Source organism: Anaerofilum hominis (genome assembly GCF_014287275.1).
Lineage (GTDB): Bacteria > Bacillota > Clostridia > Oscillospirales > Ruminococcaceae > Pygmaiobacter > Pygmaiobacter hominis.
Genome location: NZ_JACONZ010000003.1, coordinates 119719 through 145579 on the forward strand (window position 1 = coordinate 119719; position 25861 = coordinate 145579).

The following is a 25861-nucleotide window of genomic DNA, read 5'->3' on the forward strand; positions in this document are numbered from 1 at the left end:
GGAACGCGCGGCGCTTTTGCGTCCGCGTCGCCCAGCTCAGTGGCCCCGCAGAGGCGTTGGGCGCTTTTGCGCCCGCTTTGCCCTGTCCGGCGGCCCAGCGGGGACGCTGGACGCGCTGTGGTCCCCGGGATGAGCGGGGACCCCGCCGCCTCTGTCTGCGGGCGGGCCCTGTTCTGCCGCCGCGCTCCGCCTCCGTGTGCGGGCGGTTGCCGTTCTGACGCCGTGTCCCGCCCGGCGCGGCCGGACGATCAGTAAGAGAACAGGCTGTAGTCGTATTCGGCGGTGGCGATGCTCTTGCCGTCGATCTCGTTGACAACGGGGGCCTGGGTGCGGTTGACGACGATCAGCGCGCGGCCGTTTTCCGAGACGCGCTCAAAGATGAAAACGCCCCCCTCGGCTTTGCGGATGCGCAGGCTGCCCTCTTTAAAAGCGTCACAGCCGGCGCGGAAAGCGGCCAGCTCCCGGATGCAGTCCCGCAGCGTCTCGTCGGTGCAGCCCCAGTCAAAATAGGCGCGGTTGAAAGGATCTTTATAGCCCTGCATGGCGATCTCGTCGCCGTAGTAAACGCAGGGCAGCCCCGGCAGCGTGAAGATCAAGCAGAAGCCCAGCCGCATCAGCCGTTTGCCGAAAAAGAAGTGCGGTTCGTCCAGCACCCGGCCGCTCTGCCAGTAGCGGTCGCGCCCCTCGCAGGATTCGCCCGCGATGGCGGTGATGGCCCGCATGGTGTCGTGGGTGGACAGCATGTTCATCGCCACGTCCAGCGCCGGCTTGGGATAATGTTCCACAATGCCCATCAGGCCGCGCTCCAGCCGGGCTGCGTCGCCGCAGCGCAGAAACTGGATGATAGCGTCCTTGAACGGGTAGTTCATCACGGTGTCCAGCCCCTTGCCCAGCAGGTAGGTGCGATGGACGCCGTAGCTGACCTTGTTGGTGGCGTCCTCCCAGACCTCGCCGATGAGCAGCTTATCCTCGCCGTGCCGCTTGACGGCGGTGCGGATGAGCTGGATGAAGTCGTCCGGCAGCTCATCGGCCACGTCTAGCCGGAAGCCGGAGGCCCCCAGCTCCATCCAGTGGTCGATGACGCCGCCCTCGCCGCAGATAAAAGAGCGGAAGCTGGGCTCCTCCTCGTTGACCTCAGGCAGGGTGTTGAACCCCCACCAGCTGCGGTAACCGTCCGGGTATTGCGGACCAAAGACATACCAGCAGCGATAGGGGCTGTTGGGGTCGTGATAGGCCCCGCCCGAGCCGTAACGCCCCTCCTTGTCGAAATAAACGCTGTCCGAGCCGGTATGGCTGAACACCCCGTCCAGAATGATGCGGATGCCCAGCCGCCGCGCGGCGCGGCAGAGACGGGAAAAATCCTCCTCGGTGCCGAGCAGGGGGTCCGGCTTTCTGTAGTCGGCGGTGTTGTAGCGGTGGTTGGAATGGGCCTCAAAGATGGGGTTGAGATAGAGCAGGGTGACCCCCAGGCCTTTCAGGTAGGGCAGCTTGCTCTCGATGCCGGCAAAATCGCCGCCGAAATAATCCCGGTTCAGCAGGCCGCCGTCCACCTCGTTGGGCCAAAAATAGGGCTCGCCGTCCTTGTCGGGGCGGTAATAGCGGTCCGCAAACGGCATTTCAGACTTTTTGACCCCCTCGCAGAACCGGTCGGGAAAGATCTGGTACATCACGCCGCCGCGGGCGTTCCACGGGGTGCGGAATTCCGGCTCGTAGACGGTCAGCTGATAGCGCGGGCCTTGGGGCTCGCGGGACAGCGTCCCCTCGCCCCGGTCCCCGCAGAAGACCTTGGTGAAGTTGACATAGAGATCAAAATAGTAAAAATACGCGCCCGCAGCCCCGGCGGTGAGCACGAGAGAGAAAAGGTCCCGGCCCTCCCTGCGCCCGTCCGCCTGCAGGGGCAGCAGGACGGGTTTTTCGTCGTCCGCCCGCGCGATGCAGAGATAGGGGGTGGCGCAGCCCAGTTCCGCGGGCACCGACAGGCGGAAGGTCACTTTCTCGCCGCTGCGCACCGCCCCAAAGGGGGCCTTGAACGCCTCGTCCAGGCTGTTGAAGATGGTCTCTTCCATGCGAGCTCCTCTTTCAGAAAAAATTTTTTCGGGGTCCCGGCGGCCGGCGGCCCGGCCCCGTGCCGTGCGCTTTTCCGGCGGCCGCCGCCCTGCTGCGAAAAAAAGCGGCCGTCGCCCGGACGCGCTGACGCAGGGAAACGTCGCCCTCAGCCTCGGCCGGGCCCAGACGGGGAGGCAGGCACGCCGTGCGCTTTCAGCGCGGGGCGGCGGGCCGCCCTGCACGGAAAACCGCATCCTCTGCGGCACTGCCTCCTTGTTCGGACCCGGTTTTGACAGGGAAACTTTTTGCGTCCCGTCCTGGCCGGCCGCTCTCGCGTTCCGGAGGCCGGACCCGCCGCTCAGCGGATCGGCTTCACATGCCAGATATTGCGGGCGTATTCGCCCACCGCGCGGTCGGCGGAAAATACGCCGCTGCCCGCGATGTTCAGCAGGCTCATGCGGTTGAATTTTCTGCTGTCCCGGTAAGTCTCGGACACCAGCGCCTGAACGCGGCGGTAATCGCGGAAATCCGCCATGACCATATAGGGATCCTGGGTCTCCAGGTTGGTGACGATCTCGTTGAAGCTTTTGCCGTCCAGGCCTTTTTCGATAAAGTTGAGCACCGCCACCGCGACCTCGTCGTCCGCGATGAAAGAGTTGGGCAGATAGCCGAAGCGGCGCAGCTCGCTGACCTGTTCGGTGAGCATGCCGAACTGGAAGAAATTCTCTTTGCCCGCGGCGGCCGCGATCTCGATGTTCGCGCCGTCCAGGGTGCCCAGGGTGGGCGCGCCGTTGAGCATGAATTTCATATTGCCGGTGCCGCTGGCCTCGGTGCCGGCCAGGCTGATCTGCTCCGAGATCTCGCTGGCGGGCATCAGCCGTTCGCTCATGGTGACGGAATAGTCCTGCAGATACAGAACTTTCAGCTTATCCCGCACCGCCGGGTCGCTGTCGATGACCTTGCCCAGCGCGCAGATAAAGCGGATGATCTGCTTTGCCATATAATAGCCCGGCGCGGCTTTGGCCCCGAAAATATAGGTCTTGGGCACCACGTCGGCGCCGGGGTGGTCTTTCAGCCAAAGGTACTGGGCGGCGATGTTCAGCGCGTTCAGGTGCTGGCGCTTGTACTCGTGCAGCCGCTTGACCTGCACGTCGAACAGCGAATCCACGTTCAGCACCTCGCCGGTGGTGCGCTTGACATAGTCGGCAAAGATCTCCTTGTTGCGGTGCTTGACCGCGCCCAGCTGCTCCAAAAAGGCGTCGTCGTCCCGGTATTTGGCCAGCTTCGCCAGCTCGGCCGCGTCGTACTTGAAGCCGTCGCCGATGGCGCTTTCGATCAGGTCGGTCAGAGCCGGGTTGGACTGCAGCAGCCAGCGCCGATAGGCGATGCCATTGGTGACGTTTTTGAACGCCGCGGGCTTATAGAGATAATAGTCGTGAAAGACGCTCTCTTTGATGATCTCGCTGTGCAGCTTGGACACGCCGTTCACCGAGTGGCAGACATAGGCGCAGATATTGGCCATCCGCACCTGGCCGTCGCCGATCATGGCCATATAGTCCACCTTGCCCTTGTCGCCCTCAAAGCGGCGCATCAGCTCTTCGCGGGCGCGGCGGTCGATCTCGGCCACGATCTCATAGATGCGCGGCAGCGTGGAGCGGAAGATATCCACGTTCCACTTTTCCAGCGCTTCGCTCATGACCGTGTGGTTGGTGTAGGCAAAGGTGCGCTTGACCATGCTGAACGCGGCCTCCCAGCTGTAGCCGCACTCGTCCAGCAGGATCCGCATCAGCTCGGGGATGGCCAGGGTGGGGTGGGTGTCGTTGATCTGGATGGCCACCTTGTCGGGCAGGTTCTCGATAAAGCCGTACTGGGCCAGATGCCGCTGCACGATGTCGGCCACCGAGGCGCAGGAGAGGAAGTACTGCTGGCGCAGCCGCAGGATCTTGCCCTCCACATGGTTGTCGTTGGGGTAAAGCACCTTGCTGATGAGCTCGGCGGTGGAGTTCTGCCGCAGGGCGCTGGTGTAATCGCCCTGGTTGAAAGCGGCCATGTCGATGCCGGGGGCCTTGGCGCTCCACAGCCGCAGCTGCGAGACGCCGTTGGAGTCGTAGCCCGAGACATACATGTCGTAGGGGATGGCCAGCACCGAGTCGTAGTTTTTGTGTTCGATGTGGTGGTAGGTGCCGTCCCAGCTCTCGTGCACCTCACCGCCGAAGCGCACCTCCACCGCCTGCTCGGGGTGGCTCTTCAGCCAGACCTGGCCGCCGGGCAGCCAGTTGTCCACCAGCTCCTGCTGCCAGCCGTCCACGATCTTCTGGCGGAAGATGCCGTACTCATAAAGGATCGAATAGCCCATGCCGGGCAGGCTGGTGGTGGCCATGCCGTCCAGATAGCAGGCGCCCAGGCGGCCCAGGCCGCCGTTGCCCAGGCCCGCGTCGGGCTCCAGCTCATAGAGATTGGTCAGCTTGACCCCGTATTGGGCCAGCACCTCGTCGGCCACGCCGTTGAGGCCCAGGTTGAACAGGTTGGTCTTCAGCGAGCGGCCCATCAGAAATTCCATGCACAGGTAATACACCTGCTTGCCGTTTTCACCGTAGGTCTGGGCCATGAATTTTTTGCGTTTTTCGCTGAGGATGCGGCGCACCACCAGCGCCAGGGCGCGGTACATCTGGTCGTCGGTGGCGCTGGCGAGGTCGTCCACCGAAAATTCGCTGTGCAGGCAGTCCCGCAGCAGCTGGTCGAGTTCTCTCTTCGACATTTTTTTATTCAAATCGTTCACCTCTCGAAAGATTACCCGCGCGGCTGGAGCAGAGGGTCCGCCCGGCGGCCGGGCGCGGGTGTCATGAGCGTAATTTGCCATGATCTTGATGATGGTCTCTCTCATTATATCGGTTTTAAGGGCGCATTTCAATCAAACGAGGGGTGTCCGGCAGGGAAAAACAGGATTCAATACAAAAATCCGCACCGCACACTTTCTTAATTGGCTACTTTATATTATAATATGGAAGTATGACCATCCATTTGCAACAGAAAGAGGTTTTGTCGATGCCGGTGAATAAAATCAGGCTTGAGATCTGCGGCGGCAGCTATCTGATCTCCACCACGGACAGCGAGCAGTACACCCTCTCCCTTGCGGAGAAGCTGGACCACAACATGAACGAGATCATGGCGCAGAACCCCTCCGCGTCGGTGACGGCGGCGGCGGTGCTCTCGGCGCTGGATTATCTGGACGAGCTGGAAAAATCCAGCGCCTCGGCCGATAATATGCGCAGCCAGATCAAGGATTACCTCGAGGACGCCGCAAAGGCGAAGCTGGAGGCGGAAGAGGCAAAAAAGGAGATCGAGCGGCTGCGCCGGGAGATCGGCTATTTGAAAGGGTCGGCAGCCGGTGAGAGATGAACCGTTTGAGATCCTCGCGCCGGCAGGCAACGCCGAAATGCTCAAAGCGGCGGTGTTTGCCGGCGCGAACAGCGTTTATCTGGGGCTGACCGGCTTCAACGCGCGGCGCACCGCCGGCAATTTCACCCCCGAGGCGCTGGCGCAGGCGGTGGCGTTCTGCCACGCGCGGGACGTGAGGGTGAACGTGACCCTCAACACCCTGTGCCGCGACGGCGAGCTGGATGCTCTGCGCGGCGCGGTGGAGGCCATCGCGGCCTCGGGCGCGGACGCTGTGATCGTGCAGGACCTGGCGGCGGCCCGGCTGGTGCGCGGCTGCGCCCCCGGGCTGGCGCTGCACGGCTCCACCCAGATGTCGGTGATGAACCTGGCCGGCGCGCGCCAGCTGGCACAGATGGGCTTTTCCCGGGTCATCCTGGCGCGGGAACTGACCGCGCGGGAGGTGGAGGAGATCACCGCGGGCTGCGGCATCGAGACCGAGATCTTCGTGCACGGCGCGCTGTGCATGTCGGTGTCGGGGCAGTGCCTGATGAGCGCGTTTTACGGCGGCCGCAGCGGCAACCGGGGCGGCTGCGCCGGGCCCTGCCGGCTGCCCTACCGGCTGGACGGCCGGGAGGGACATTTTTTGAGCCTGAAAGACCTCTCGCTGATCGACCGGCTGCCCGAGGTGCGAGAGATGGGGGTGCGCTGCGCCAAGATCGAGGGGCGGCTGCGCACGCCCGAGTATGTCGCCGCGGCGGTGAGCGCCGCCCGCGCGGCGCTGGAGGGCCGCGCCTATGACCGCGGGCTGCTGGAAAAGGCGTTCAGCCGCGCGGGCTTCACCTCCGGCTTTTATGACGGCGCTTACCTGAGCGGGGAGATGTTCGGCCGCCGGGACGAGGCGCAGGCCGCGGACACCAGGGCGGCGCTGCCGCGCCTGCGGGAACTCTACCGGCGCGAGCGGCCGTCGGTGCCGGTGGCCCTGCGTCTCACGCTGGAGGACGAGGGCGCCAAGCTGTCGGCTGCCGACCGGGACGGCAACCGGGCGGTGGCCTATTGCGAGACGGCGCCGCAGCCCGCCCAGCGGCCGGAGGCGGCCCTGCGGGAGGGGTATGAAAAGGCGCTGGAAAAAACCGGCGGCACCCCGTTTTTTGCAGAAAAGACCGAGATCGCCGGGGCGGCCGGCCGCTATCTGCCCGCCGCGGCGGTGAACGAGCTGCGGCGGCAGGCGCTGGCGGCGCTGCTGCAGAAGCGGGAGGCCCCGCGCCCCTGGCCGTGTACCGAGCAGCCCTTGCCCGCGGCGGGGCGGGAGCCCGCGGCCCCGGCGGCGCAGCGGCTTTTTCTGCGGTTTTCCGGCTCGCAGCAGTGCGGCGAGGCGTTTGCCGGGCTGGGGGACCGGCTGATCTTCCCGCTGGAATGCGCGGCGCAGCTGCCCGCCGCCTGGCGGGAAAAAACGGTGCTGGCGCTGCCCCGGGCCCTTTTTGACGAGAAACTTGTGGCCGGACAGCTGCGGCAGGCGGCCGGGCTGGGCTTCAGCGCGTTTGAGGTCCAGAATATCGGGGGCCTGCCGCTGGTGCGGGAGAATGCGCCGGGGGCTGAGATCCTGGGCGGTTTCGGCCTGAACGTGACCAACAGCGCGGCAGCCCACTGGTGGGCCGGGCTGGGGCTGTCGGCCCTGACCCTCTCGCCGGAGCTGCCGCTGGCCGAGGCCGGCCGCCTGAATGCGGGGGCCCCTACCGGCCTGCTGGCCTATGGCCATCTGCCGCTGATGCTGACCCGGGCCTGCCCGGTGCGGAACAGCAAGACCTGCGCCCAGTGCCGGGGCAAAAGCGAGCTCATCGACCGCAAGGGCCGCCGGCTGACGGTGTCCTGCACCGGCCCGGGCGCAAACGGCGCCCGCGAGCTGCTGAACCCGGTGCCCCTTTGGCTGGGGGACCGCAGGCATGAGGTGGAGGTGGATTTTGCCGTCCTCTACTTTACCGGCGAGAGCGCCGACCGGGCCGCGGAGATCACGCGGCTCTACCGGGAGGGGCTCCCCTTTGACGGGGAGTTCACCCGAGGACTATACTATAAAACAGTCGAATAAGGCTGTGTGGGAGCCCCCAAAAGCGGCAAAGACGGCCGCAGGGCGGCAGGGGAGGCGCGCCGCAGGGCGGGCGTCCGGTGCAGCCAGGCCGGAGCGCGGCGATCGGCCCGGCAAAACCGGGTCTTTGGGGCAGGGCAAAGCGCCCTGAAAACCGCCCGGCCGCCCCTGCGGGGTGCAGCGGGGATGGCGGACTGGCCTCGGCAGCGCGCCGCGCGGCGGTGTGTCCGGGGTTTGCCCGCTGACGGCGCGCTGCCATCCCCAAAGGCGGCGCCGCGCCGACCGCGCCGGAGCTGCACGGGCAGCCCGCTTTTCGCTGGCTTCTCCGCGCGGCACAGCTCTGTCGCGGCACATTTCGCCCCGCGGCCCCGACCTTTCACCCTTTGCGGCGCAGCCCTGCCGCGCGGTTTGGGATGCCGGGCGGACAGAGGCCGGGAGATATCCGTCCCCGGCAGGCGCGGGTTTGCCCTCCAGCCCTGCACCGGGGTCATGAGCCGCTGCCCTGATTTCCCTGCCCGGGACCAGGCCCCGGCGGCGCGCCTTATCTTCCCACTGGGGCGGCAAAAACGGCGGGGGGCGTTTCGCCTTTTGCGGCGCAGCCCCGCCGCGGCATGTTTCGCCCCGCGGCCCGCACCATTCACCCTTTGCGGCGCGGCTCTGCCGCGCGGTTTGGGAGGCGCGGCGGAAAAAAGGCGGGCCGGACGGCGCGCGCCGGCGAGGCCACAACGCGCCGGCGGGGCCACAAAGAGACAAGGAGAGAGACTATGGAGTGCAATGTAAAAGTAAAACTGCTTGACCCCGCGGCAAAGCTGCCGCAGCGGGCGACCCCCGGCAGCGCGGCCGCGGACCTGTGCGCCCTCTGCCCGCCGCAGGGTGTGCTGCTGCCCGCCCACGGGCGGGCCGTGCTGTCCACCGGCATCGCCATCGAGCTGCCCGGCCCGGGCTATGTGGCGCTGGTGTTTGCCCGCAGCGGCCTGGGCATCAAAAAGGGCGTCACCCTGTCCAACTCGGTGGGGGTCATCGATTCCGATTACCGGGGCGAACTGCGGGTGGGCCTGGTGAACCTGTCGGACGAGGACTACACCGTGCAGAACGGCGAGCGCATCGCCCAGCTGGCGGTGCTGCCGGTGGCGGAAGCGGTCTTTACGGCCGCGGAAGAGCTGGGCGAGACCCAGCGCGGCGAGGGCGGCCTCGGCTCCACCGGGCGGCTGTGAGGGGGACAAACGGATGAAAAAGAACTTTTTCTTTCTGTTTTACCTGCTGGCGGGCATCATCGTGGGCTCGCTGCTGGCGAATCTCTGCGCCGGGGTGCCGTTCCTGTCCTGGCTGGCCTACAGCGGCTCCATCGGTTTTGCGGCGGGCGACCCCGCCTGCCTGGACCTGATCGTCTTTAAGCTCTATTTCGGCTTTTCCATCGGGGTCAGCGTGGCGCAGATCATCTGCATCGCGCTGGCGATGTTCATCTACAACCGCACCCGGGTGCGGTGAGCGCCCGCGCAGGGCGGGGGGAAGAGGAAGAGAGAAAGGGCAGCGGCCCGCCCGGCCGCGGGAAAAGCCGCGCTGCGGCCTGCTTTCTCCCCCCTCTTTTTTCTTTTGTCCCTGCCGCCCTGTAGCATTTCCCGGGAGAAAATCGTTGAAACAAAAGGAGAGACGCATTTCATGCTGATTCTTGCTTCCGGCAGCCCGCGCAGGCGCGAGCTGCTGCAGCTCATCACGCCCGACTTTGAGGTCGCCCCCAGTGAGATCGACGAGCGCGCCGTCAGCGCGCCCACCCCGCGGGCACTGGTGGCGGCGCTGGCCGAAGCAAAAGCCCGGGCTGCGGCTGCCCGGCCCGGGGACGTGGTGCTGGGCTGCGACACTGTGGTGGATCTGGACGGCCGGGTGCTGGGCAAGCCTGCGGACCGGGCCGGGGCCGAGGCCATGCTGCGTGCCTATTCCGGCCGCTGGCACTATGTGCACACCGGCGTCTGCGCGCTGAAAGACGGGCTGGCCCACGGCTTTGTGGAGACCAGCAAGGTCTTTTTTGCCCCGCTGGAGGAGGACGAGATCGCCGCCTATGCGGCTACCGGCGAGCCGTACGACAAGGCCGGGGCGTACGCCATCCAGGGCGGGGCCGCGCGGTTCGTCACCCGTGTCGAGGGCTGCTATTTCAACGTCATGGGCCTGCCGGTATCCTCCCTTTACCAGCTGCTGCGGCGGCTGGACGCGCTGGGCTGAACCGGCGCCGCCGCACCCGCGGAAAAAGCGTGCGGCAGGACGAAAAGAATCAGAAGAAAGAGAGAATTGAAACGCCATATGAGATCCGTCCTTTCCCGTTATCTTTACAGCGACCCGGCCTTTTATAAAAGCCTGGTCGCCATCACGCTGCCCATCGCCCTGCAGAACGTCATCAGCCTGGGCGTCAATATGATGGATACCGTGATGCTGGGCCAGCTGGGAGACGTCGCCATCGCCGCGGCGAATCTGGGCGGCCAGCCCTTTATGATCCTCAACGTGCTGGGCTTCGGCCTGGCAAGCGGCGCCTCGGTGCTCATTGCGCAGTACTGGGGCCGGCGGGACATGGCCCGCATCCGCCAGCTCTTCACCATCACGCTGCGGGGCGCGCTGGCCGCCTCGGGCCTGTTCTGCCTGGCCTGCCTGTTCTTTTCGCAGGGCATCCTGTCCATCTACACCCCCGAGCCCCAGGTCATCCGCACCGGCGCAGAATATCTGCGCATCCTGGCGCTGAGCTTTGTGCTGTACTCCTTTTCCAACTGCTATATCATGTGCCTGAGGGCGGTGGAACAGGTCAAGGTGAGCATGGTGGTGTACGGGCTCAGCTTTTTTGTCAACGTCTTTTTCAACTGGTGCTTCATCTTCGGCAATCTGGGCTTCCCCGCGCTGGGGGTGCGCGGCGCGGCGGTGGGCACCCTGATCGCCCGCGGCACCGAGTGCGTGCTGGTGGTGCTCTACATGCTCTTTGTGGAGAAAAAAGTGCGCTTCACCCCGGCCACCCTGTTCGGCTCCACCGGGGGCCTGCTGGGCGATTTTGTCAAAAACAGCGTGCCGGTCATCAGCAACGAGCTGCTGTGGGGCGTGGGCTTTTCGGTGCTGAACATGATCATGGGCCGCATGGGCGCGGGCTTTGTGGCGGCTTACGGCATCGCCAATACGGTGAACCAGATGGTGACGGTGTTCATCTTCGGCATGAGCAACGCCACCGCCGTCACCATCGGCCGCATCATCGGCGAGGGCCGGGCGGAGGACGCCCAGCGCGCCGCCTGGAGCACCCTGCTGCTCAGCGGGGTGCTGAGCCTGATCTGCACCGTGATCCTGCTGCTGGGCAGGGGGGCGATCCTCGGCCTGTTCGCCGTCACCGAGCAGACCCGCGGCCTTGCCGACACCTTCCTCATCCTGATGGCCGTGATGAGCGCCTTTCAGGCGGTGTCCTCCAACCTGGTGGTGGGGGTGCTGCGGGGCGGCGGCGACGTGCGCACCACCTTTTTGCTGGACTGCGGCCTGCTGTGGGCGGTGGCGATCCCGCTGGGCGTGCTGGGGGCCTTTGTGCTGCACTGGAGCGCGCCGGTGGTCTTTATCCTGCTGCGCTCGGACAATATCGTCAAGACATTTATCGGGCTGGCCCGGGTCAAAAGCGGCAGGTGGGTGCGGGTGCTCACGCGGGAAAACTGACCCCGCGCCCCCGCCGCGGGGCAAGAATCGGAAGAATTTGTTAAATTTCCTTGTTTTTATTGAGAAAACGCGGTACTGCGGTTATAATAATACTGTTATGGGACCAAACGGCCTACAATAGTAAAAAACGCATCCGGACCGGGTCTGCCGGCCCCGGAGCAGCCGGATAAGATAAAGGATGGGGAGCTGGAAAGATGTTTAACAAGGATATCGGGATCGACCTGGGCACTGCGAACACCCTGGTCTATATGAAAGGCAAGGGCATCATCATGCGCGAGCCCAGCGTGGTCGCGGTGGACACCAAGACCGACACGGTGCGGTATGTGGGACATGAGGCAAAAGAGGTCATCGGCCGCACCCCGGGCAGCATCATCGCCGTGCGTCCCCTGAAAGAGGGGGTCATCGCCGACTTTGACATCGCCTCCAGCATGCTGCAGATCTTCATCAAAAAGGCCTGCGGCAGCAGCATGTTCAGCCGCCCGCGGGTGGTCATCTGCATCCCGTCCGGCGTCACCGAGGTGGAGCGGCGCGCCGTGCGCGAGGCCAGCCTCAAGGCGGGGGCCCGGCAGGTCATGGTCATCGAAGAGCCGATGGCCGCCGCCATCGGCGCGGGCCTGCCCGTGTCGGAGGCCACCGGCAGCATGGTGGTGGACATCGGCGGCGGCACCAGCGAGGTGGCCGTCATCAGCCTGGGCGGCATCGTGGCCTCCCGCAGCGTGCGGGTGGGCGGCGACGCTTTCGACACCGCCATCATCGCCTACATCAAGCGCAAGTACAACCTGCTCATCGGCGAGCGCACGGCCGAGCTGATCAAGATCGAAGTCGGCTCCGCCTACAAGCTGGAGGAAGAGAGCAGCCTGGACATCAAGGGCCGCAATCTGGTGGACGGCCTGCCCAAAAACATCACCGTGCACAGCGAGGAGATCCGCGAGGCGCTGGACGAGCCGCTGCAGCGCATCATCGACGCCATCAAGGAGACGCTGGAGCGGACCCCTCCCGAGCTGGCGGCGGATATCATCGACCACGGCATCACCCTCACGGGCGGCGGCGCGCTGCTGCGCGGCCTGGATGAGCTGGTGGGCAGCTATACGGGCATCGACGTGCATGTGGCCGAGACGCCGCTGGACTGCGTGGCGACCGGCGCCGGCCTGGTGCTGGACAATATGGACCTGCTGGCGGAGGTCGTGGCCGACGCTGAGCGCAAATTCTGATCCGGAGAATGTAAAAAGCGGCAGAAGGGGCGGGGCCACCCGCCCTCTGCCGCTTTTGTGGTACTTGCCCGCTGCGGCGGGAAGCTGTTTTTCTATTTTCAACGAGATGAGGCCGAGACCGCGTGAAAGATTTTTTCTCTTCCCTCAAATTCAAGATCCTGGTCGGGGTGTTGGTGCTGCTGGCCGGCGTGATGACCTACGCCGCGGCCAACGGCCGGCTTTCCGCCGCCCCGCAGGAGCTGCTGGGCGCCATCGCGGTGCCCTTTCAGCGGCTTTCCTCCGCCATCTCCGGCGCGGCGGAGGGCTTTGTCGACAAGTACATCCGCATCGACTCGATCATTGAGGAAAACGAGCAGCTGCAGCGGGAAAACGCCGAGCTGCGCGAACAGCTGGTGGATTACGATATCATGAAGCGGGAAAACGAGCAGCTGCGCGAGGCCTGGGAAATGAAAGAGGAGTATCCCGACCGCCAGATCGTCAACGCCAACGTCATCGGCCGCGACCCGCTGGAGAAGTATTACTCGTTCACCATCGACAAGGGCGAACGGCACGGCGTAAAGGTGAAAGACTGCGTCATCACGGCCAAGGGTGTGGTGGGGCGGGTGATCGAGGTGGGCCCCAACTATGCCAAGGTGGCCACCATCCTGGACCCCAACGTCTTTATCAGCTGCATGACCAGCCGCACCGGGGACATCGGCCTGGTGGGCGGGGACGTGACCCTTTCACAGAGCCGCCAGTGCGCCATGACCCTGCTGCCCCGGGACACCATGGCCTCCGCGGGCGACGAGGTCATCACCACCAACGAGGGGGGCGCTTTCCCCAAGGGGCTGGCGGTGGGCCGGGTGGCCGACGTGCTGCCCGAGGCCAGCGGCAAGTCGATGTTTGCGGTGGTGGACCCCTATGAGGACATCGAGAGCGTCAAGATGGTGATGGTCATCACCGAGTTCAGCGAGTAGGAGGGCGGGGCATGGACGCGAGAAAACGGATGCTCATCCAGGTGGCGCGGCATCTCTGCTACGCCCTGAGCCTGCTGGCGGCCTATGTGCTGCAGACCACGCCGGGCTTTCTCAGCTTTGGGGGGATCAAGCCGGTGCTGCTGGTGCCGCTGGCGCTGTGCATCGGGGTGTTCGAGGGGGCGTTCACCGGCGCCCTCTACGGTGCGGCGGCGGGGCTGATGTGGGACATCGCCTCGGGCCGCACCGGCGGTTTTTTTGCCATTCAGCTGATGATCCTCTGCTTTGTGTGCGCCGTCTCGGTGACGCTTTACCTGCGCGGCACCATCCTCAACGTCTCGCTGCTCACCGGGGGCGTCATGCTGCTGATGTGCAGCGCGGATTTCCTGTTTGGATACCTGCTGCACGGGTACAGCGGGCTGGGCAGGCTGTATCTCACCCGCATCCTGCCGGTGGTCGTGTTCTCGGCGGCGGTCACCTTTGCCCCCTGGCTGCTGACGCGCAGGATAGCGGAAAAATTCGTTCCCGGGGATTGACCGCCCGCACCCTGGCCGCGGCGGCCGGGGGCGGCACAGAAAGGAGGGCGCAGCCCCAATGAAACAGCAGGGACATTTCAAAAAAAGGGCGATCATTCTCTTGTCGCTGGTGGCGCTGGTGTTCTGCGTCTTTGCGGTCAAACTCTTCCAGCTGCAGATCGTGGATGGCGCCGAATATCTGGATCAGGCCACCTCCACCACCATGATCACCGTGCCGCTGCCCGCCGCCCGGGGCGAGATCGTGGACCGGTACGGCCGGGCCATCGCGACCAACCGGGCGGCCTATAACCTGTGGCTCATCCGCGCGCTGCTGCCGGACGACCAGCTCAACGACACGCTGATGCGCATGGTGGACACCCTGAGCGAGAACGGCGAGGAGTGGAACGACGACGCGCCGCTGACCCATACCGCCCCCTATGAGTTTGTCGAGGGGCGGGACGCGGACGTGGCGCGGATGAAGACCGCCCTGGGGCTGGCCCAGTACGCCACGGCCCAGAACGTCTACGACAAGATGCTGGAAACTTACGGGCTGGCCGACCTGCCGCAGGAGTACCAGCGCACGCTGGCGGGCATCCGGTATCAGATGCAGCACGAGGAGTACAGCAACGTCACCCCCTTTGTGCTGGCCACCGACGTGTCGCTCAAGACCGTGTCCACCGTCAAGGAGAACAACCTGGACCTGCCCGGCGTCTATGTGGCCGAGGGCACAGTGCGGGTCTACACCGACCCCACCCTCATGCCCCACATCGTGGGCACCATCGGCAAGATCTATGCCGAGGAGTGGGAGAGCACCTACAAAAACCAGAAAAACTACAAGATGAACGATCTGGTGGGCAAAAGCGGCATCGAGCTGGCCTACGAGAGCACCCTCAAGGGCACCGACGGGCAGATGCAGATCGAGATCACCCGCACCGGCAGCGTGGTGGCCACCACCGTGGTGGAGCCGGTGCCCGGCGACACCGTGGTGCTCACGGTGGACAAAAGCCTGCAGGCGGAGTGCCAGAAGATCCTGGAAAACCAGGTCGTGGCCCTGAAAGCGGCTGCGGCCGCCAATCGGGAGGGCGAGCCGGAGGGCGCCTCGCTGGTGGTGCTGGACGTAAAGACCGGCGGCGTGCTGGCCGCGGCCACCTATCCCAGCTACGACCTGAACGTTTACCAGACCTCGGCGGGCTACAACTCCTACCTGGAGGACCCGCTGCGGCCGCTGATCAACCGGGCGTTCACCGGCCTTTACCGTCCCGGCTCCACCTTTAAGTGCGCGGTGGGCGCGTCGGGGCTGCTCACCGGCACCGTCACGCCCGACTACACCTATCGCTGCGGCGGCGTCTACACCTATTGGGCAAACTCGGACTTCCGGCCCGAATGCACCCACGTCCACGGCAACGAGAACGTCCGCACCGCCCTGCAGGATTCCTGCAACATCTATTTTTACGACCTGGGCCGGCGGCTGGGGCTGGACACCTTTAACGGGATGGCCTCCACCCTGGGCCTGGGGCAGAAGACCGGCCTGGAGATCGGCGAGTCGGGCGGCAACCTGTCCACCCCGGAGTATCACGAGACCATGACCGGGGAGGACTGGCAGCAGGGCAACGTGGTGCAGGCGGCCATCGGCCAGATGGACACCCAGGTGACCCCGGTGCAGCTGGCCACCTACGGGGCGGCCATCGCCAACAGCGGCACCCGCTACCGCACCCACCTGGTGGCTGCCGTGCGCAGCTATAACTTTGACGAGCTGATCGAGGAGACCCCCGTCACCGTGGAGGCCAAAGTGGAGGGCGACCCCGCCGCGGTGGCCGCAGCCTTTGACGAGGTGGAGCAGGGCATGCTGCTGGCCAGCAAGGTGGGCACCGCCCGGCAGTTTTTGGCGGATTACCAGTACCACATCGCCAGCAAGACCGGCACGGCGGAGAACGGGAAAAGAGACAAGTACGGTAAGAAAGAATACAACGCCACCATCGTGGCCTACGGCCCCGTTGAAGAGCCGGAGCTGGCTGTCAGCGCCGTGGCCGAGGTGGCCGGCAACGGCTATCAGCTGGCCCGCGCGGTGCGGGACGTTTTTGACGCTTACTATGTGGACAAAAACCAGAACAGCGCCCCGGTGGCCTCCGGCGCACTGCTGCCCTGAGCAAAAAAGCTTTCATAAAACCGGCAATATGACGGGATTTTGGCACAATTTTATTGTTGTGCTGTGGATTTTGGTATGATATAATGAATCTGTATCGAAATCGCGTCGTTTGTGACACTTTTTCGTACTGCAGAGAAAACGCGGTGAAGGGGCGGATACAGACGGGTAAGGTCCTCATGGTAGCCTCCGGCAAGGGCGGCACCGGCAAAAGCACGCTGTCCGTTTATCTCGGCGCGCGCCTGGCCGCCCACGGCGCGCGGGTGCTGCTGGTAGAGCTGGACTCCGGCCTGCGCAGCGTGGACATCATCGCAGGGGTCTGCGGCAAAACGGTCTACGATATCGAGGACATCCTCTCCGGCCGCTGCGAGGCGGACAAAGCGGTGGTCGAAAGCCCGCTTTACCCGGGCCTCTCGGTGGTCAGCGCCCCCTACAGCGGCGGCGAGATCCGCGCAGGGGCGCTGCGTGTTCTGGCGGGCAAGATGTCCGGATGTTTTGACATCGTGCTGCTGGACACCGCCGCCGGGCTGGGCGCGCCCTTTTTGGCCGCGAAGTCGGTGGCGGGTATGGGTTTGGTGGTCATCACGCCCGACACGGTCACCATGCGGGACGGCCGCATCGTCGCTGACGAGCTGTTTGCCGCCGGGCTGCCCTCGGTGCGGCTGGTCATCAACCGGGTCAGCGTGGGCCCCTTTGCCAAAAACCCGGTAAAGGACCTGGACGAGTGCATCGACACGGTGGGCGCGCAGCTCATCGGGGTGGTGCCGCAAAGCGCCGAGCTGGCCGCGGCCGCGGCCTGCGGAGGGCCGCTACCGGAAAATATCCTTGCTTTTGCGGCGCTGGACAATATCGCCCGGCGCATTCTCGGCGAGGAGGTGCCGCTGGCGGTGCGCTAGGCGGCAGTGATTTGCGTTTGACGCGGCCCTGCGGCCGCGATCCTCATCATATAATGGAGGTAAGAGCAGATGAATATCGCCCTCATCGCGCATGATTCTAAAAAAGAACTGATGGTGCAGTTCTGCATCGCTTACTGCAGGGTGCTCAGCCAGCACAATCTGGTGGCCACCGGCACCACCGGTAAGCTGGTGGGGGAGGCCACCGGCCTGTCGATCCAACGCTTTCTGCCGGGCAGCCATGGCGGCGACCAGCAGATCGCGGCCCGCATCGCCTGCAATGAGATCGACCTGCTGCTCTTTTTCCGCGACCCCATCTCGGCGAAGCCGCACGAGCCCAACGAGCTGAACCTGCTGCGGCTGTGCGATGTGCACAATATCCCCGTGGCCACCAATATCGCCACGGCGGAGGTGCTGATCCACGGCCTGGAGCGCGGCGATCTGGACTGGCGGAATATCGTCAACCCCAAGATGTGATCTTTTCCGCACGGCCCCGCAGGGGCGGCGGAGAAGAGACGGCGAGCCTCCCTGCACAGAGCGCTGTGCGGGGAGGTTTTTTATACGCGCGGGCAGGCGGGGCGGGACGCGGCTGTTTCCTGGTTGGCTTCGCTGCCCGCTTTTTTTATACGCGCGGGCAGGCGGGACGGGACGGCGGCTCGCACGGTCGAGCCGCGCACCGCGTTTTTTGGTGCGCGTGCGGCGCGGGGCGGACGGAACAGCGGCGGGGAAGCGGCGGAGGAGGAAAAGATGGAGACGGTAAAAAAATTTGCGGATCTGGAGACGCCGGGGCAGCTGTCGGCTTTTCTGGAGGGCAGGGCGGCGGCGCACCGCACCCTGAGCCAGTACACCACCCTGACCACCCTCAAAAAGATCGTGGAAAGCGGCGCCTGGCACTTTTGCCGCCCCGACGGGATGAACGACGGCGAGGAGTACCGGCGCATCCCGGCCCGCTGCAGGCAAAGCCTTTATTTCGCCTGCTTCACTTTTATCAACAGCGAGAACATGGCCATGTGGGGGCTGTACTCCATCCCCCGGGACGAGGGGGTGCGCATCACGTTTCCGGGCAGGGCCTGGCGGGAATGGCTGTCCGGCGTCCACACGGTGCGGGAGGCGGGCGGCGGCCGGGAGGTAAAAGAAGTGCCCGTCTTTGCCCGGGACGTGGCCTATATGGGCCGGGACCGGGTGGGCCTTTACTGGAACGCGTCCTCCAACAAAAAGCTGCTGCAAAAACACACGGTCCGCGCGCTGCACGAGGCCCTGCCCGCGGGGGTCAAGCATTACGCCTGGAAGTATGAGCAGGAGTGCAGGGCCTTTCTCTCGGTGCAGGACCTGCCGGACTGCCGCGCCCTGGTCCTGCCCCTGCCCCAGCGCTGCCTGGAACAGCTGCAGGTCACCTACGGCCCCTATGTGCCCGAGGACGCGGTGGCCGAGATGGACGGATTTTTGCTGGAGCGGGGGCTGCGCCGGGGCAGCCGCAGCGAGTTCACGGGGCTGGTGGACCTGAAAGACCTCTGCGGCCTGTGCGCCCACCGCTTTCAGCGCCGGGGCTGAGGGGACACCCTGCGCAGCGCCGCCCGGGCATACCGCGCCGCGCCGCCGCCTGCCCCCCTCGCCCCGCAGCGCCGCAAACGGCGCTGCAAAGCCGAAAACATTGACAATCACCAGCCGCTGCGGTACACTAAAACGGTATCGAAAACGAGAAAGGGCCCCCCGCGGGCCGGCCGGCACAGACGCGTTTTGGGGGCGCAGAGCGCCTTTGGCGCCGGGGCTGGGACAGGAGGAAACATGGAAAAGATCACCGCCCAAAAGGGCACGAAAGACGTGCTGCCCGCCGAGAGCTATCGGTGGCAGTATCTGGAGTCGGTGCTCAAAAACACCGTTGCGGCCTTTGGCTATAAAGAGATCCGGCTGCCCACCTTTGAGGCCACCGAGCTGTTCAGCCGGGGCGTGGGCGAGACCACCGACGTGGTGGGCAAAGAGATGTACACCTTCAACGACAAGGGCGGCCGCAGCATCACGCTGCGCCCGGAGGGCACGGCCAACACGGTGCGGGCCATTTTGGAGCACGGCCTGCTGGCCGAAGCGCTGCCGGTGCGGGCGTTTTACCTGCAGAGCTGTTTCCGCTATGAAAAGCCGCAGTCCGGGCGCCTGCGCGAGTTCCACCAGCTGGGCATCGAGATGTTCGGCGCCGCCGCCCCCGAGGCGGACGTGCAGGTGGTGGCCACGGCCGCGGCCTGCATCGCCAATGTGGGCATCCGGTCGGTGCAGCTGCAGCTCAACTCCATCGGCTGCCCGGCCTGCCGCCCCCGCTATCATGAGGCGCTGAAAAGCTATTTCCGCCTCCATCTGGACGAGCTCTGCGACACCTGCAAAGAGCGGCTGGACCGCAACCCGCTGCGCATTTTGGACTGCAAGTGCCCGTCCTGCGCGGCAGTGGCGCAGGGCGCGCCGCTGATGCCGGAATTTTTGTGCGGGGAGTGCAGGGAGCACTTCGCCGCGGTGAAGCAGGGCCTGGACAACATCGGGATCCCTTATGTGGAAAACCCGACTATCGTGCGCGGGCTGGACTATTACACCCGCACCGTATTTGAGTTCGTCCACACCGGCGCGGGCGCGCAGGGCGTGGTCTGCGGCGGCGGCCGCTACGACGGCCTGGTGGAGCAGCTGGGCGGCAAGCCCATGCCGGGCATCGGCTTCGGCATGGGGCTGGAACGGCTGCTGATGGTACTGGAGGCAGAGGGCGCGGCGTTTCCCGCCGACCGCGTGCCGGACCTGTACCTGTGCAATATGGGCGCGCCTGCGCGGCTGCTGGCCGAGCGGGTGGCCGCAGGCCTGCGGGCCAAGGGCCTTTGGGCGGAGACCGACGTGATGGGCCGGGGGCTCAAGCCGCAGATGAAATACGCCAACAAGACGGGCGCCCGCTACACGGTGGTGCTGGGCGACGACGAGGTCGCCGCGGGCAGGGCCCGGCTCAAGCGGATGAGCGACGGCGCCGAGGCCGAGATCGCGCTGGACCAGCTGGCGCAGAGCGGCCCGGCAGAGTGGGAACAGCTGTTTTGACCCATCCCCGGCACGGCCGTGCGGCCGCCGGAAATAACCCCGGGCTGCCGGGGGCTCAATGAGAGGAACGGACAAGCTATGGCACTGGAAAAAATGGGAACTCTGCGCCGCACCGACTATTGCGGCGAGCTTACCCCGGCGCGGGTGGGCGACACCGTGACGGTGGCCGGCTCCATCGCCAAAAGCCGCGATCTGGGCGGTGTGATCTTTGCCGACCTGCGGGATACCACCGGCATCCTGCAGCTGGCCTTTGACGACGGCACCGACAAGCAGGTGTTCGCCAAAGCCGCGTCGCTGAAAAGCGAGTACGTGGTCATGGCGCAGGGCCTGCTGCGCCGCCGGGAGAGCGTCAACAAGGCGCTGGCCACCGGCGAGATCGAGCTGTATGTCACCGAGCTGAGGCTGCTCAGCGAGGCGGAGACCCCGCCTTTCGAGGTGCGGGACGAGGTAAAGGTCAAGGACGAGCTGCGGCTGAAATACCGCTATCTGGACCTGCGGCGGGAGGGCATGCACCGGCCCATCGTGCTGCGCTCAAAGATCGCCCAGCTCATCCGCAACTATTACTGCGACAACCATTTCTGCGAGATCGAGACCCCGATGCTCATCAAATCCACGCCCGAGGGCGCGCGGGATTATCTGGTGCCCAGCCGGGTGCAGCCGGGCCATTTTTACGCGCTGCCCCAGTCGCCCCAGCTCTACAAACAGATTTTGATGCTCTCCGGCTTTGACCGCTATTTCCAGATCGTGCGCTGCTTCCGCGACGAGGACCTGCGCGCCGACCGCCAGCCGGAGTTTACCCAGGTGGATATGGAGATGTCCTTTGTGGAAGAGGAGGACATCGAGACCATGAACGAGGGGCTCATAAAAAAGCTTTTCAAGGAAATACTGGATGTTGAGGTGGAGACGCCTTTCCCGCGCATGCCCTACGCAGAGGCGATGGCGCGTTTTGGCTCAGACAAGCCGGACACCCGTTTTGGGCTGGAGCTGCAGGACGTCTCGGACGCGGTGCGCGGATGCGGCTTCGGCGTGTTCACCGGCGCGCTGGAGGCGGGCGGCAGCGTGCGCTGCATCAACGTCAAGGGCATGGCGGACAAAATGTCCCGCAAGGAGATCGACAAACTGGCGGAGGTGGCAAAGACCTACGGCGCCAAGGGCCTGGCTTATATCCGCTGTACGGCCGAGAGCGAGACCTCCAGCTTTGAAAAATTTCTCGCCCCGGAAGAGAAAGCGGCGCTGCGCGCAGCCGCCGGTGTGGAGACCGGCGACGTGCTGCTGGCGGTGGCGGACGCCAAAAACGACGTGGTCTTTGCGGCCCTGGGCGCGCTGCGCCTGGAGATCGCCAAAAAATACGGCCTCATCGACCCGGACAAGTTCAATTTCCTCTGGGTCACCGACTTCCCCTTCTTTGAGTACTCAGAGGAGGAGGGCCGCTTTATGGCCAAACACCACCCGTTCACGCTGCCCAACGAAGAGGACCTGGACAAGGTGGAGACCGACCCGGGCAGCGTGCGCGCCCGCGCCTACGACATGGTGCTCAACGGCTGCGAGGTGGGCGGCGGCTCGATGCGCATCAACGACCCGGCCCTGCAGAACCGCATGCTGAAAGCCCTGGGCTTTACCGAAGAGCGCGCGCGGGAGAGCTTCGGCTTTTTGACCGACGCCTACCGCTACGGCGCGCCTCCCCACGGCGGCATGGCCTTTGGCTTTGACCGTCTGGTCATGCTGATGCTGAAAAAGGATTCCATCCGCGACGTGATCGCTTTCCCCAAAGTGCAGAACGCGGGCGAGCCGATGAGCGGCTGCCCCGAGACGGTGGAGGAAAAGCAGCTGCGGGAGCTGTCGATCGCCCTGGACCTGAAAGAGGCCAAAGAAGACTGACCGGCCGGCAGGGCGCCGTCCTGCCGGAGAGAGGCCGCCGCGCGCCTCTTTCATCCATAGACAGAGGATCCCCATTGCACGCTCTTACATAAAGCCGCCCGGCGGCTTTGAGAGGAGCAGCGCAATGGGGAATTTTGTCGCAAAACACAAATGGAGCATCCTGGCGGCGGGGGTGGTGATCCAGGTCTTTACCGGCGTGCCCGCAGCCTGGGGAGTGTTTCAGAAATCGGTCTGCGAGGGCTACGGCTTCTCAGAGAGCGGTGGCAGTATGATCTTTGCCTTTACCATCGCTTTCTTCGGCATCGGCTGCATCCTGGGCGGCAAACTGCAGGACAAGGCCGGCCCGCGGACGGCGGGCATCGTGGGCACCCTGCTGCTGGCGGGCGGGTTTGCGCTTTCCGGCCTGGTGCCGCAGGAGGCCGCCTGGCTGATCTTCGGCAGTTTTTCGGTGCTGGTGGGGCTGGGCTGCGCCTTTTTGTACCCCAGCGTCATGAGCACGGCGCAGAAGTGGTACGCGGACCGCAAGGGCCTGGCCACCGGCGTTATCGGCGGGGCGGTGGGCCTGTCCGGCGCGGTGCTGACCCTGCTGGGGCGCTGGCTCATCGACCTGTTTGGCATCCGGGGCGCGTTTTTGGCCCTCGGCGGCATCATCGCGGTTTGCTGCGGCGCGGCCTGCGTGCTGCTGGTGGACCCCAAACAGATCAAGATGCCCAAAAACCAGAAACAGCTCAGGGATTACAGCGTCCGGCAGATGCTCAAGACCCCCCAGTACTACATGATGTTTTCGGTGGTGGCGCTTGCCACCCCGGCGGTGCTGCTGTTTTCCCCCATTATCGTGGAGCTGGGGCAGCAGCGGGGGCTGGATGAGCGCACGGCCCTGCTCTCCATCATCATCGGCAGCATCGGCAGCGCCGCGGGGCGGCTGCTGATGCCGCTGCTCTCGGACAAGATCGGCCGCCGCGCCACCGATATGATCCTGTTCGGCGCGCTGGCGGTGCTCTCTTTGTGCTTCATCTTTGCGGGCGGCTGGTGGGTGATCGCCGCTTACACGGCGCTGACCTTTTGCTATTCCGGCGAGGCGGCGGTGATCCCGGCCATCGGCACCGACCTGTACGGCTATAAAAACGCCGGGGTCAATTACGGTTTTCTGGCTTTGGGCATGAGCCTTGGCAGCGTGGCTTTTTCGCTGCTGGCAAACAGCTTCGGCGGCCCGCTGCCCCGGCACATCACCGCCATCGCCGCGTCCGCGGCCGGGTTTGTGGTGCTGATCTTTTTAAAGCCAACGCAGGGGAAACGGCTGTGAGCCGCCTGCGGCAGCGCCGCCGCGGCGTGGGGCGGCGGGTCGGGGAGAGGGCTGGGGATAGATCTTTCACGCCCGCGCCGAAAGGTCAAAGAAATGTAGCGCCCTGCCGCCTGCAGGGTGCTTTTTTGTCCCTGAAAAAGACACGGCGCACATCGGTTTTTCGGGCGGCAATTGCAAGCGCCCGCCGTTCAGCCGGCACTTTTCAAAAACAAACAGTATAAAAACAACTTTGAAAAACAGTTTGTACGCATTTCAGCGGTGAAAACGGGCGCGTTCTTTTGAGGGAGAGCACGGGCCCGGGCCGGGGACGGGAGCGCGGGTCCCCGGGCGATAAAAAACGCTCCAAAGCCGCGGGACGTTCTATACAAATCCTTTTTTGCCTCTTATAATAGAAATAACGACAAACCGGGGAGGCGTTGAAATTGAACCTGAAAAGTGTTCTGCTGGAAGAATTGTCCTGGCGTGAGATCGGGCAGGCAATGGAGGACGGCTGCCGCACCGTGCTGGTCTGTGCGGCTTCCAACGAACAGCACGGCCCGCATCTGGCGGAAAATACCGATTACATCTTCGGGCTGGAGATGTGCCGCGCCATCGCGCAGGAACTGGGGGACGCGCTGGTGGCCCCGGTCATCCGGCCGGGCCTGTCCCAGCATCACATGCGCCATCCGGGCAGCCTTACCCTGCGGCCGGAAACTTTCCGCATGCTGGTGGAGGACTATGTGGACGGCTATGTCCGGCACGGATTTGAGCGCATCGTGCTGCTGGCCTCCCACGGCACCAATTTTGCCCCGCTGGCGGCCCTCGCGCCCGAACTGCAGGAAAAATATCCCCAGGCAAAGATCGTTTGCGGCATGAGTCTGGAAGATTTTATGGCCCTTTACGCAGAGGGGGACAGGATGTTTGGCCTGGAACCCGGCACCTGCGGGGGACACGCCTGCTGCTTTGAGACCTCGGTCATCCTCCATCTGCACCCCGAATACGTGGATATGTCCCACGCCGCGCGCGGCTATATGGAGGGCAACACGCCGGAGTTTGCCAAAAGCCTGTTCGAAAACGGCATGATGGGGGTGTCGCCCTGCGGCATCGTGGGCGACGCTTTGCCGGCGGATGCGGAAAAGGGCAGAGCCTTTTTTGAACTGTTCTGCCGCCGGGCCTGCGCCTGCGTGCGGGCCGCGCTGGCGTGACGGCTGCGCGGGAGGGGCGAAAAGATGAAGGTAGAGTTTGAGCGGATCAATGTGGACTATGGGACGGGGTACAGCGTTTTTGGCGGCATCAAGGGCGGCACGGAGGAGCACCGGGAGATCCTGGTCCGCAGGGCGCGGGACGGCTGGCATTATGCCGGCTTTGTGCCGGTGACCCAGCGCAGCACCGGGTATGTCGAGGAGATCGATCTGGTCTTTGAGCGGGAATAGCTTCCCTGCTTTTTGGCCCCCAAAACACACAAAGAGGCCCGCCGGGAGGGATATCCCCCGGCGGGCCTCTTTGTGCGGCGCTCTGTTTTTGACGGTCACACGGGTGCCGCGGGGTCAGACAGTGCGCCCCTTTCCGCAAAAAACGCCTCCGCCTGCGCCTGCGTGCAGGCCACGCTGCCCTGGATCAGCCTCGGCTTTCCGCCGCCCCGGCCTGCCAGCAGGGCGTTCATCTCCCGGCCCAGCGCGCGGGCGTCCAAGCTGCCGCCGGCTGCCAGGGCGTATTTGTAGCCGCCCTCTTCTCCGCTGAATACCGCCGCCAGCTCTGCGCCGTTCTCACACAGCAGCAGCGCGTACCGGCGCAGGTCGTCCGGCGCCAGCCCCTCTTCAAAGGTGACCACCATTTTTTTGCCCGCATGGGCCGCGGCCCGGTACCCCAGCAGCCGGCCCTGCGCCTGCCCAAGCTGCTGACGGGCGTCCGCGTCGTCGTTTTTCAGCCGCGTCACCGCAGCCACGACTTCGGGCTGCTTTGCCGACAGCAGGCCGCTTACAGCCTCGATCTGGCGATGCTCGCGCTGGGCCAGCAGAAAGGCCCGCTCGCCCGCGGCCATGAACACCCGCACGCCGCCCTTGTAGCTCTGGCAGCCAGTGATCTTCAGCAGGCCGACCTCACCGGTAAAAGCCACATGGGTGCCGCAGCAGGCGCAGACGTCCAGATCGCCGATGGTGACGATGCGGATGCGGCCGGAGAGGTCGCTCAGCTCTTTTTTGCTGCGGAACTCCATGGCGGTGAGCGCCGCCTCGGGCGGATAGCTCACCGAGACCGGCAAATTGCGCGTCACGGCGCGGTTCGCCTCCAACTCCAGCTCGTCGATCTGCAGGGGGGACAGCTCGCCGCTGAAATCCATATGGGTGATCTCTGTGCCGATGTGAAAGCCCACGTTCTCAAAGCCGAACCGCTGGTGTACCAGCGCCGAAAAGATGTGGTCGGCCGTGTGCTGCTGCATCAGATCAAAGCGGCGGGCGCGGTCTACTTCGCCTTCCACCTGGGTCCCGGCATCCAGCGGCGCATCGGTAAAATGGACCACCTCGCCGTCTTTTTCCTGCACGTCCAGCACCCGGGCGCCGCCCAGCAGCCCGTGGTCGGCGGGCTGTCCGCCCCCCTCGGGGAAAAAGGCGGTGCGGTCCAGCACCACGGCAAAGCCCTCTTTTGCCGCTTCGCAGCGCTCCACCCTGGCGGTGAAGCGGCAGAGATAGCTGTCATTTTCAAATAGCTTTTCGGTCATTTCCAGTTCCTTCCTCTCTTGTCGGTAGCGGGATGTC

General features: G+C 64.9%; 21 protein-coding genes. 18 read left to right on the top strand and 3 right to left on the bottom strand.

Translation table 11 applies throughout. The annotated features are described in order from the left end of the window. Positions 1-248: 248 nt before the first annotated feature. The gene (locus H8S23_RS09120) at positions 249-2066 is read right to left on the bottom strand and encodes a glycoside hydrolase family 13 protein (RefSeq protein ID WP_186888036.1); all 1818 of its coding nucleotides are present in this window, start codon (positions 2064-2066) and stop codon (positions 249-251) included. Positions 2067-2404: 338 nt separating this feature from the next. Continuing rightward, positions 2405-4804, bottom strand: coding sequence for a glycogen/starch/alpha-glucan phosphorylase (locus H8S23_RS09125; protein ID WP_186888306.1), 2400 nt, complete (start codon positions 4802-4804; stop codon positions 2405-2407). Positions 4805-5091: 287 nt separating this feature from the next. Here H8S23_RS09125 and H8S23_RS09130 point away from each other — a divergent pair, with 287 nt between their 5' ends. The 18 genes from H8S23_RS09130 to H8S23_RS09215 all read left to right on the top strand — a co-directional run bounded on the left by H8S23_RS09130 (position 5092) and on the right by H8S23_RS09215 (position 24541). Next, positions 5092-5445: a cell division protein ZapA gene (locus H8S23_RS09130; protein WP_186888037.1), complete on the top strand. Its 354-nt coding sequence runs from the start codon at positions 5092-5094 to the stop codon at positions 5443-5445. Beyond that, positions 5435-7507: a U32 family peptidase gene (locus tag H8S23_RS09135; RefSeq protein ID WP_341479911.1), complete on the top strand. Its 2073-nt coding sequence runs from the start codon at positions 5435-5437 to the stop codon at positions 7505-7507. The genes H8S23_RS09130 and H8S23_RS09135 overlap by 11 nt, the downstream gene beginning before the upstream one ends. A 761-nt stretch (positions 7508-8268) precedes the next feature. Further along, positions 8269-8718, top strand: coding sequence for a dUTP diphosphatase (dut, locus tag H8S23_RS09140; RefSeq protein ID WP_186888038.1), 450 nt, complete (start codon positions 8269-8271; stop codon positions 8716-8718). A gap of 13 nt (positions 8719-8731) precedes the next feature. Continuing rightward, entirely contained in the window at positions 8732-8992 is a 261-nt protein-coding gene (locus tag H8S23_RS09145; protein ID WP_186888039.1) for a DUF4321 domain-containing protein, read from the top strand. 171 nt (positions 8993-9163) lie between these two features. Continuing rightward, complete coding sequence (locus H8S23_RS09150; RefSeq protein WP_186888040.1) at positions 9164-9721, top strand: Maf family protein; 558 nt, start codon at positions 9164-9166, stop codon at positions 9719-9721. Between the two features lie 78 nt (positions 9722-9799). Beyond that, positions 9800-11173 (top strand): MATE family efflux transporter, encoded by a 1374-nt coding sequence (locus tag H8S23_RS09155; protein ID WP_186888041.1) that lies wholly within the window; start codon positions 9800-9802, stop codon positions 11171-11173. A gap of 194 nt (positions 11174-11367) precedes the next feature. Next, positions 11368-12384: a rod shape-determining protein gene (gene mreB / locus H8S23_RS09160; protein ID WP_186888042.1), complete on the top strand. Its 1017-nt coding sequence runs from the start codon at positions 11368-11370 to the stop codon at positions 12382-12384. A gap of 122 nt (positions 12385-12506) precedes the next feature. After that, entirely contained in the window at positions 12507-13340 is an 834-nt protein-coding gene (gene mreC / locus H8S23_RS14195) for a rod shape-determining protein MreC (RefSeq protein WP_186888043.1), read from the top strand. Positions 13341-13351: 11 nt separating this feature from the next. After that, entirely contained in the window at positions 13352-13873 is a 522-nt protein-coding gene (locus H8S23_RS09170; RefSeq protein WP_186888044.1) for a rod shape-determining protein MreD, read from the top strand. Positions 13874-13931: 58 nt separating this feature from the next. Continuing rightward, positions 13932-15998 carry a penicillin-binding transpeptidase domain-containing protein gene (locus tag H8S23_RS09175; RefSeq protein ID WP_186888045.1) on the top strand — a complete coding sequence of 689 codons (2067 nt, stop codon included), beginning with the start codon at positions 13932-13934 and terminating at the stop codon, positions 15996-15998. A 143-nt stretch (positions 15999-16141) separates the two neighbouring features. Beyond that, a complete protein-coding gene (locus H8S23_RS09180; protein WP_341479912.1) occupies positions 16142-16891 on the top strand; it encodes a nucleotide-binding protein in 750 nt (249 codons plus the stop codon). Positions 16892-16960: 69 nt separating this feature from the next. Continuing rightward, a complete protein-coding gene (gene mgsA, locus H8S23_RS09185; protein ID WP_186888046.1) occupies positions 16961-17365 on the top strand; it encodes a methylglyoxal synthase in 405 nt (134 codons plus the stop codon). A gap of 270 nt (positions 17366-17635) precedes the next feature. Further along, positions 17636-18439, top strand: a complete 804-nt coding sequence (locus H8S23_RS09190) for a hypothetical protein (RefSeq protein ID WP_186888047.1) — start codon at positions 17636-17638, stop codon at positions 18437-18439. A gap of 234 nt (positions 18440-18673) precedes the next feature. Then, a complete protein-coding gene (gene hisS, locus H8S23_RS09195) occupies positions 18674-19948 on the top strand; it encodes a histidine--tRNA ligase (RefSeq protein ID WP_186888048.1) in 1275 nt (424 codons plus the stop codon). Positions 19949-20026: 78 nt separating this feature from the next. Continuing rightward, positions 20027-21826, top strand: coding sequence for an aspartate--tRNA ligase (aspS, locus tag H8S23_RS09200; protein WP_186888049.1), 1800 nt, complete (start codon positions 20027-20029; stop codon positions 21824-21826). 124 nt (positions 21827-21950) lie between these two features. Beyond that, on the top strand, positions 21951-23129 hold the full coding sequence (locus H8S23_RS09205) for an MFS transporter (RefSeq protein WP_186888050.1): 1179 nt from the start codon (positions 21951-21953) through the stop codon (positions 23127-23129). 422 nt (positions 23130-23551) lie between these two features. Next, positions 23552-24313, top strand: coding sequence for a creatininase family protein (locus H8S23_RS09210; RefSeq protein ID WP_186888051.1), 762 nt, complete (start codon positions 23552-23554; stop codon positions 24311-24313). Between the two features lie 24 nt (positions 24314-24337). Continuing rightward, positions 24338-24541: a DUF4177 domain-containing protein gene (locus tag H8S23_RS09215; protein WP_186888052.1), complete on the top strand. Its 204-nt coding sequence runs from the start codon at positions 24338-24340 to the stop codon at positions 24539-24541. Between the two features lie 95 nt (positions 24542-24636). Here the strand turns inward: H8S23_RS09215 and H8S23_RS09220 are convergent, their stop codons facing one another. Then, entirely contained in the window at positions 24637-25824 is a 1188-nt protein-coding gene (locus H8S23_RS09220; protein ID WP_186888053.1) for an alanyl-tRNA editing protein, read from the bottom strand. Between the last annotated feature and the right edge of the window lie 37 nt (positions 25825-25861).